The organism is Pelomicrobium sp. G1 (genome assembly GCF_051905455.1).
Classification (GTDB): domain Bacteria; phylum Pseudomonadota; class Gammaproteobacteria; order Burkholderiales; family UBA6910; genus Pelomicrobium.
The window spans coordinates 1-246 of the sequence record NZ_JBQACR010000504.1 but is presented as its reverse complement, the minus strand read 5'-3'; the positions used below and the strand labels follow the sequence as shown (position 1 = coordinate 246).

At 58.9% G+C, this 246-nt stretch carries 1 protein-coding gene; it reads left to right on the top strand.

The features are described from left to right. A partial coding sequence (locus ACTFO6_RS19400) for a hypothetical protein (protein ID WP_439935950.1) occupies positions 1-246 on the top strand: 246 nt, incomplete at both ends.

Genomic DNA, 246 nt, shown 5'->3' with positions numbered 1-246 from the left:
AGGGCGTGTCGATGAGTGTTTTGACGATGGTATTCCCGTCTGCAACCGTCGCCACGACGAGACCGGAGCCCCGGAAGGGGTAGTCAGCGCTCCCTCTTTGAAGGGCTATGCGACCCGCGAGGAAAATGGAGTGGTTTATATTGATCTAGACCGCGAGAGCATCCCGGGCGCGTATCAGCATATGACCTGCTCGCCGCAAATGACGTCGGCTGGCGACCGCGGGCTCGTCATCAACCTTTGGATGGA